Genomic DNA, 8,472 nt, shown 5'->3' with positions numbered 1-8,472 from the left:
GTACCCGGCGGCGCCGAACCAGCCGATGACCGCGACCGGCACGACCGCGGGGATACCGCCGGCGACTTCCTTGATCTGGCCCGCCGCCAGCCGGCACTTGGCGCACTCGTCCAGGTGCTTGCGCAGACCCCGTTCGGCCCGCGTGCGCAGGCCGCCGCGGGCGTAGGCGCCGAGCCGGTCGGCGTAGCGGGCGCACTCCTCGTCGCCGGCGAGGGCGGCGCTGACGTGGGCCTGGAGGTAGGCCTGCTTGAGGCCTTCGCGGGCGCGGCTGGCGAGCACGCGCGTGCCGTTGGCGTCCAGCCCGAAGAGCGTGGCGACCTCGCTCGGCGACTCGTCCTCGACCTCGGTGTGCCACAGCACGGCCTGCCAGCGCTCGGGCAGCGACCGGAAGGCCTGCATGGCCATGGACTGCTCGGCCTCGTGCATCGCGCGGACGTCGGCGCCCAGGTCGAGCGTGTCGTTGTCGGCCACCTCGGAGGAGCGCGCGGACTGCGCGGCGAACACCGCGAAGTCGTCGACCAGTTGCTCCCGCTTCGCGGATTTCGTCCAGCTCGCGGCGACCCGTCGCACGGTGGTGAGCAGATACGCGCGTACGGCGTGCTCGGGCCCGGAGCCGCCCCGCACCGCCTGGAGCATGCGGGCGAAGACCTCGGCCGTGAGGTCGTCGGCGGTGTGGCCGTCACGGCAGCAGGTGCGCGCGTACCGGCGCACCGCGTCCGCGTGGCGCCGGTAGAGCGCCTCGTAGGCCGAGTCGTCGCCCGAGCGCATCCGGTCGATCAGATCGGCGTCGGACGGCGGCAGCTCCCTGGGCGGCGGCAGGATGCCGCTGTCCTCGCGCCGGTCGCGCTGGGCCGGCACGCTCGACTCGACGGGCTCGCCGCCCTGCGCCGGGATGGTGGCCTCGACCGGTTTGCCGCCCTGCGGGAAGCCGGCCCGTCCCCCCTGGCTCGGCACATACGGGGAGGCCGCGCCGCCGGCCTCCCCGTCGTCGTCACCGAATGACCCGTCCCGCCCGTCAAAGCTCATCGCGGAAAGCCCCCGCCGCCTGCCCAACCAGTCCCGAACACCGGGTCAGAGTGCCATATTGGCTTTTGTTCAGGATCAGGCGGCACGGCCCGGCCACTCGTCCATGGGGGCTTTCCGCAAGGCAGTGCCAGCCATCACTCGTACGGGGAAGGCTCAATCGGCGTTCCCATGCCGGGAGTTGAGCCGCGCGCCCGAAATGACCGGAATGCTGCCCGGGGGGTGCACGGAGCGAGGGCGCGCAGCGCCCACGCCCCAGCATCACCCCTTCGAGTCACACCGGCCGCGACCGCAACCCCTCCAGCAGGATGTCCAGCAGTCGCGCCGAGGCCGCCGCCTGCTGCGCCGGGTCCGGCAGCGAAGGCGCCGCCGTGGCGATCACCAGCAGGACGTCCGACACCGACACATCGGCCCGCAGCTCACCCGCCGCGCGCGCCCGCTCCACGAGCTGGCCCACGACCTCGAGCAGCGCCGCCGCCCCCGTGTCGTCGACCGCGGAGTCCGCCGAGAGCGCCGAAGACCCCTCCGGCACTAACCGCAGCTCCCCGGAACCCGGCTGCGTCCGCTGCTGCGGCACCCGCGCCCCGTCCGCGCCCTCGTCCACTCCGACCCGCAGCACCTGCGGCGGCAGCAGCCGCCCGGCGCCCGAGGCCACCGACGTGCGCAGGAAGCGCGAGAGCGCCGACCACGGCTCGTCCTCCTGCCCGAGCGCCGCGCGCGCCTGGTCGGTCAGCCGGGAGGTCTCCTCCTCGGCTATCCGCCGCACCAGGACGTCCTTGCTCGGGAAGCGCCGGTACACCGTGCCGACGCCGACCCGCGCGCGCCGCGCCACGTCCTCCATCGGCGCGCCGTACCCCAGCTCGCCGAAGACCTCGCGCGCCGCACGCAGCACGTGCTCCAGATTGCGCTGTGCGTCCACCCGCAGCGGCGTCGTCCGCGCACTGTCCCCGCGTCCGTTGCCCCCCGCCGCGCTCATCGCCGAACCCATCGCGCCGCCCAGCCCCCCGCCACCGGATGCGATGGCAGACGCGGACGACCAATGAGAGTCCTGAACATGCATAAGTGTTCCCCCGGTAATGACGTCTCCCCCCGGAGACTCTCCCCGCCATTGAAAGCCGGAGCGCACGGAACAAGCCCGGTTCACGGGTCCGCGCGTCGCGGACCCGAAGGCGCATCCCCCTACACCCCGTCGACACACGAACATAGTTGAGTGAGGGTCAATTCAGAAGGGGCACGTTCCGCACGGAGCGCCCCCCGATCGGAGTACGGGTCGCATACGTCCCGATTGCACCCCCTCCGGGCGCCGGGCGCACCCCCGCTGACCTGCGGTCCTTCTCCGCACTCCGGTGATTCGGCCAACCCTGCGTTCCCACGGCTCGCGGTCACACAATTTGTCGGGGCTGTGGACAAACGCAAGCGCCGGGTGCGTCATGGGATGGTGAAGGAACGTGCGCGCATTCTCGTTGTCGGCGGCGGCTACGTCGGGATGTACACGGCCCTGCGCCTCCAGCGGAAGCTGAAACGGGAACTCGACCGGGGCGAGGCGGAGATCACCGTGGTCACTCCCGACCCGTACATGACCTACCAGCCGTTCCTCCCCGAGGCGGCCGCGGGCTCCATCTCCCCCCGCCATGTCGTCGTACCGCTGCGTCGCCTCCTCGACCGCTGCCGAGTCGTCATCGGCGAGGCCACCTCCATCGACCACGCCAAACGCACCGCCGCCGTCACCACGCTCGCCACCGAGGAGGAGCGCACCGGCCCGCAGCAGCTGTCGTACGACGAACTCGTCCTCGCGCCCGGCTCGATCTCGCGCACCCTGCCCATCCCCGGCCTCGCCGAGCACGGCATCGGCTTCAAGACCGTCGAGGAGGCCATCGGCCTGCGCAACCACGTCATCGAGCAGATGGACATCGCCTCCTCCACCCGCGACCCCGCCATCCGCGACGCGGCCCTGACCTTCGTCTTCGTCGGCGGCGGCTACGCCGGAGTCGAGGCGCTCGGCGAGCTGGAGGACATGGCCCGCTACACCGCGCGCTACTACCACAACCTCCGCCCCGAGGACATGAAGTGGATCCTCGTCGAGGCCTCGGACCGCATCCTGCCCGAGGTCGGCGAGGAGATGGGCCGCTACACGGTCACCGAACTGCGCCGCCGCAACATCGACGTACGGCTGAACACTCGCCTGGAGTCCTGCGCGGACCGCGTCGCCGTCCTCAGCGACGGCGCCCGCTTCCCGACCCGGACGGTCGTCTGGACGGCCGGCGTCAAACCCCACCCGATCCTCGCCGCCACGGCCCTGGCGCTGAACGAACGCGGTCGGCTGAAATGCACCCCCCAGCTGACGATCGAGGGCACCACGCACGCGTGGGCCGCGGGCGACGCCGCCGCCGTCCCCGACGTCACCGCCGAGGAACCCGGCAGGGAATGCGCCCCCAACGCCCAGCACGCGCTGCGCCAGGCCAAGACCCTCGGCGACAACATCGCGCACTCCCTGCGCGGCGAGCCCCTGGAGACGTACGCCCACAAGTACGTCGGCTCGGTCGCCTCCCTGGGACTGCACAAAGGCGTCGCCCACGTCTACGGACGCAAGCTGAAGGGCTACCCTGCCTGGTTCATGCACCGCGTCTACCACCTCAGCAGGGTGCCCACCTTCAACCGCAAGGCCCGTGTCCTGGCCGAATGGACCCTGTCCGGGCTCTTCAAGAGGGAGATCGTCTCCCTGGGATCACTCGAACATCCCCGAGCGGAGTTCGAACTCGCGGCCGGTGGAAAGCCTCCTCACACACCTACGGACAACCCGAAGGGGTCGTCCTGACCGGACCGAGGAACTCCGGCCGCAAGGTAGGCGTCTGACGGATGTCGACCCGGTCGGCCGCCCTGCCAGACTGGTCCCGACCTTGGACGGGACAGACCCCGCCCTTCGAACCCCCGAGGCTTTCCCCACAGTGCTGCACCCTCGGGGCGCCCGCCGAAGACGATGACACGAGGCAAGGATTCGTGAACTTCACGCGCTGGAGCGCCCGGCTCCCCGGAACGCAGCGCCGCGCGGCAGCGCGGACCGAACAGACGGTCCTCCCGGACCGGCGGGGAGAGGTCTCGGGCTCCGTCCCCGCGGCCCGCGCCGAACAACTGACCGACGCGGCACCACCCGTGCCCGCCGTCGACGAACTCCCGGTGCGCGAGGTCCTCGACCGCGTCCCCGCCCTCGTCGCCCTCGTCCACGGCTCCGCCCACCGCCTCGCCTACGTCAACGACGCCTACGTCACCGCCTTCGGCGCCCGCCCGACCGGCGCCCCGGCCCGCGAGGCCCTCCCGGAGCTGGACGAGATCGGCCTGCTCCCGCTCCTGGACCAGGTCCTGCGCAGCGGCAAGCCCCGCACGGTCAAGTCCCGCAAGGCCCCCGACGGCCGCTCGTACACGTTCACGTGCACGCCGATCGCCGAGGGCGACGGTGGCGTCCTCGTCTTCGCGACGGACGTCACCGACCACGCCGAAGCCGCCGAACGCCTCAGAGCCAGCGAACGCCGCCAGCGCGAAACCGCGGTCACCCTCCAGAGGTCCCTGCTCCCACAAGAGCTCGAACAACCGGACGACCTGCGCATCGCGGCGACGTACCACCCCGGCGGCACGGAGGCCGCGGTCGGCGGCGACTGGTACGACGTGATCACACTGGGCGGCGGCCGCACGGCGCTCGTGATCGGCGACGTGATGGGCCGAGGGGTCCGCGCGGCGGCGGTCATGGGCCAGCTCCGTACGGCGGTCAGGGCTTACGCCCGTCTCGACCTGCCCCCGCACGAGGTGCTCCAGCTCCTGGACGGCCTCGCCATGGAAATCGACGCCAACCAGATCGCCACGTGCGTGTACGCCGTCCACGACCCGAACGAGGGGCGGCTGGTGTACGCCTCGGCCGGCCACCTGCCCATCCTGGTCCGCGACGAGAGCGGAGCCGTCCAGCGCGCCGACGAACCGACCGGCCCACCGCTCGGCACGGGCGGCTGGATGCACGCCTCGGGCTCGATCCCGCTGAGCCCGGGTTCCACGGCGGTGCTGTACACGGACGGCCTGGTCGAGCGGCGGAACGAGGACCTGGACGAGGGCATCGCGTCCCTGGAGCGAGCCCTGGCCGGCGCGACCGGCACCCCGCAGGTCGTCTGCGACCGCCTGGTCCGCTCGGCGGGCGTGACGGCGGACCACGACGACGACGTGGCCGTCCTGGTCCTCCAGCATCCCGCCCGCACGGGCCCGGACAGCGACCTCTTCCGCAACGCGGCCCTGGAACTGCTGGGCGGCGTGGAAGCGGCGCCACGCGCGCGTGCGTTCGCCTCGGGCGTGCTGACGAGCTGGCGGTTCCCGGTGGAACTGCACGACCTGGGCGTCCTGGCCGCCAGCGAACTGGTCGCCAACTCACTCCAGCACGGCACCCCACCCATGCGCCTGCGCCTCCGCCGCACCGACCGCCGACTGATCGTCGAGGTCACGGACGGCGACGACCACCTCCCGCGGCGCCGGCGCGCGGAACCCGGCGACGAGTCGGGCCGGGGCATCGCCATCGTGGCGACGATCGCGTCGGCGTGGGGGTCACGGAGGACACCGGGCGGTGGGAAGGCGGTGTGGTGCGAGTTCGTCCTGCCGCGGGCGACGACCTGACGAGCGGGGGTGCTCCACCCCCGCCACAGGCGTCGCACGGACTCGGGTACCTGCCGGTCCACCGCACCGCCGAGCTGCCCGCGACCTCCGTCGACGTCACCCCGGCCGAGTGGCGGACCGGCTCCGCCAGTTCGCTGCCCTCATCGGGGTGAGCACCCTGCTCGGCCTGATGATCGCCGTGATCCCGAGCGTGGTGGTCCTCGCCGCACGGACCTCAGGCTTCGTCCTGAGCCTCCCGCGGTGGCAGCTGGGCGTACTCGCCGCGGCTTCCCACTTCGCGGCCCTCCTCAAGCCTGCGCCGCCATGGGCTCCGCGGACGCTCCGCTCCCGGCGACCACCCGGCTGTTCGCGAGCGCCGGCTTGTCCTGCACGTCCGTGAGGTGCCGCCCGAGCCGCAGCGCCAGCACACTGATGCCCAGCGAGAACAGCAGGAACGTCACGATGTACGGCGCGTGCAGCGAGGCACCCATCGGCCCGCCCACCGCCGGACCGACAGCCAGCGCGAGCTGCTTCACCAGGGCGAAGGCGGAGTTGTACTGCCCGGCCATCCCGGCCGGCGCGAGGTCGGCGACCAACGGAGCGACGGTCGGCGACAGCATCGCCTCACCCAGGCCGAACAGCGCGTACGTCGAGATGAACGCGGCCGTGGCCATCTCCCGGCTGCCGTGCCCGAGCCCCGCACAACCCGCCACGCCCCATGCCAGGGCCCAGATCAGTCCCACGGACGCGATCACCCGAGACCGCCTCCGCCGCTCCACGAACCTCAGCACGGCGAACTGCGCGACCACGATCACCGCGGTGTTCGCCGCCAGTGCCGACCCCAACGCGGACGTCGAGATCCCGGCCGCCTCCACCCCGTACGCACTCAGCCCCGACTCGAACTGCCCGTAGCAGGCGAAGAACAACACGAACCCCAGCACACACAGCTGCACCATGGCCCGGTTGCCCAGCAACTGCCTCCAGCCCCCGCGGACCGACCCCGACCGCCCCGGCACCTCCGCGATCCGCGGCGAGTGCGGCATCCGCACCGTCACCATCACCACGACCAGCACCAGGAACATCGCCGCCTCGATCGCGAACAGCAGCGTGAAGGAGGAGACGCGAGTCGTGTCGACGAGATGCCCGCCGATGAGCCCACCGACCCCGAGCCCCAGGTTCTGCAGGAAGAACTGCGTCGCGAACGCCCGCGACCGCGTCCGAGCCGTCGAGCAGTCCACGATCATCGTCGCGAGCGCCGGCTGCATCACGGCCTGCCCCGCCCCGAGCGCGGCCGCCGACAGCAATACGGTCGTCGCACTGCCCGCGAGCCCCAGGCTCAGCGCCCCCAGCGCGGCGGTGACCAGGGCGGCGAGCAGCACCGGCAGCGGGCCCCGCCGGACGATGGCCCGCCCGGCGAAAGGCAGCACGACCAGCGCGGCCATGGCGAACACGGCGAGAACGAGCCCCGCCGTCACGGCCCCCAGTGCCCGCACCTGCGCCACATAGACGTACAGGTACGGGACGGTGAAGCCGAGCCCGAACGCGCTGAGTGCGTTGCCCACATGGATCCGGCGCATCGCTGCGCCCATCGCCCTGGTCACGTTCACCTCTCTCGAGTTGGTTGGAGGTCCTCAGTAGTTAGGTCTGAGGACTTCAAAGCTAAAGTTCGAACCTAAACAGTACACAGAGAAGGACTTCAAGGCCAAGCAGACGCGTGCGATACTGCGCCCATGGGCGACACCTCCGGCAGCATCAGCAGCGAGCCGACCCTCGAAGAGCAGATCGCCGCCTACCAGCGCGAGTTCCAGGACCTCGACCCCCAGGTCGAGAAGATCGTCTCGGCGCTGTCCCGCCTGAACCGCCGCATGAACGTCGCCTACGGCCGCCAGACCTCAGCCCTCGGCATCAGCAACGCCGAGTGGGAGGTCCTCAAAGCACTCGTCCTCTCCGGCGCGCCCTACCGCATGGGCCCGACCGACCTCGCCAAGCGCCTCGGCCTGACGCCGGCCGCGATGACCCACCGGATCGACCGCATGGTCACCGAAGGGCTGGTCACCAGGGAGCGCGACGAGTCCAACCGCGTCCGCGTGATCGTCGAGCTGACCGCCGAGGGCCGCGAGAAGTGGCTGGAGGCGATGCGTCTCGCTTCGGTCTTCGAGGAGGACCTGCTCCAGGACCTCTCACCGGACGAGCGCACGGCCCTCGGCGAAGTCCTCACCCGCCTCCTGCGCAGGGTGGAGCACGCCCAGCCGGACGCGGGCGGACGCCTCAGTGACCTGGACTGATGCCGGACCCGAGGCATCAGTAAAAGATCTTGACAGGGGGTGCTTGACAGCCCCCTGCCCGATCCGTAAAGTTCTTCGGGTTGCCACGGAGCCGTAACGGTTCTGCGGCAGCACATCCGCCGCATGAGCGGCACCTCAAACCACCAGCATGATCTCCCGGCGGGGTTGAATTCGGCACGCCCGAATTCAATTCGATCTGGGCTCGGCACCTCGATTTGGGACCTGCCGAGGGAATCAGCTAAGGTTTGAGACGTCGGAACGGCCCAACGGCCGCGAGGACAAGCCCGTTGACTGGGCGTCAGACACCGAGAGGATCTGATAAAGTCGACACCGCCGGAAGGCCGAGAGGCCGGAAAGCAAACCCCCTCCGACTGGGAATCGGATCAAGAAATGATCTGGTAGAGTTGGAAGCGCAAGACCGAAGGGAAGCGCCCGGAGGAAAGCCGCGAGAGAGTCTCTCGGGTGAGTACAAAGGAAGCGTCCGTTCCTTGAGAACTCAACAGCGTGCCAAAAGTCAACGCCAGATATGTTGATACCC

General features: G+C 71.0%; 6 protein-coding genes. 3 read left to right on the top strand and 3 right to left on the bottom strand.

All coding sequences use genetic code 11. The features are described from left to right. Together CLM62_RS47230 and CLM62_RS47225 are read right to left on the bottom strand one after the other, a co-directional pair. Positions 1-1,026: sigma-70 family RNA polymerase sigma factor (locus CLM62_RS47230; RefSeq protein ID WP_143659300.1), on the bottom strand; the 1,026-nt coding region annotated here is incomplete at its 3' end. A 271-nt stretch (positions 1,027-1,297) separates the two neighbouring features. Further along, entirely contained in the window at positions 1,298-2,083 is a 786-nt protein-coding gene (locus CLM62_RS47225) for a TetR/AcrR family transcriptional regulator (protein ID WP_095756082.1), read from the bottom strand. A gap of 375 nt (positions 2,084-2,458) precedes the next feature. Here CLM62_RS47225 and CLM62_RS47220 point away from each other — a divergent pair, with 375 nt between their 5' ends. After that, positions 2,459-3,838 (top strand): NAD(P)/FAD-dependent oxidoreductase, encoded by a 1,380-nt coding sequence (locus CLM62_RS47220; RefSeq protein ID WP_095756081.1) that lies wholly within the window; start codon positions 2,459-2,461, stop codon positions 3,836-3,838. A gap of 182 nt (positions 3,839-4,020) precedes the next feature. Then, positions 4,021-5,670, top strand: coding sequence for a SpoIIE family protein phosphatase (locus tag CLM62_RS47215; protein WP_095756080.1), 1,650 nt, complete (start codon positions 4,021-4,023; stop codon positions 5,668-5,670). 287 nt (positions 5,671-5,957) lie between these two features. On the opposite strand, the gene CLM62_RS47210 is transcribed toward CLM62_RS47215, so the two are convergent. Beyond that, complete coding sequence (locus CLM62_RS47210) at positions 5,958-7,238, bottom strand: MFS transporter (protein ID WP_095756083.1); 1,281 nt, start codon at positions 7,236-7,238, stop codon at positions 5,958-5,960. Positions 7,239-7,379: 141 nt separating this feature from the next. On the opposite strand from CLM62_RS47210, the gene CLM62_RS47205 reads away from it, so the two are divergent. Next, complete coding sequence (locus tag CLM62_RS47205) at positions 7,380-7,934, top strand: MarR family winged helix-turn-helix transcriptional regulator (protein ID WP_095756079.1); 555 nt, start codon at positions 7,380-7,382, stop codon at positions 7,932-7,934. Positions 7,935-8,472: the final 538 nt, after the last annotated feature.

It is taken from the genome of Streptomyces sp. SA15 (assembly GCF_002291145.1).
Taxonomy (GTDB): Bacteria; Actinomycetota; Actinomycetes; order Streptomycetales; family Streptomycetaceae; genus Streptomyces.
The sequence above is the reverse complement of the archived record's forward strand: the minus strand, read 5'-3'. Positions and strand labels throughout refer to the sequence as shown.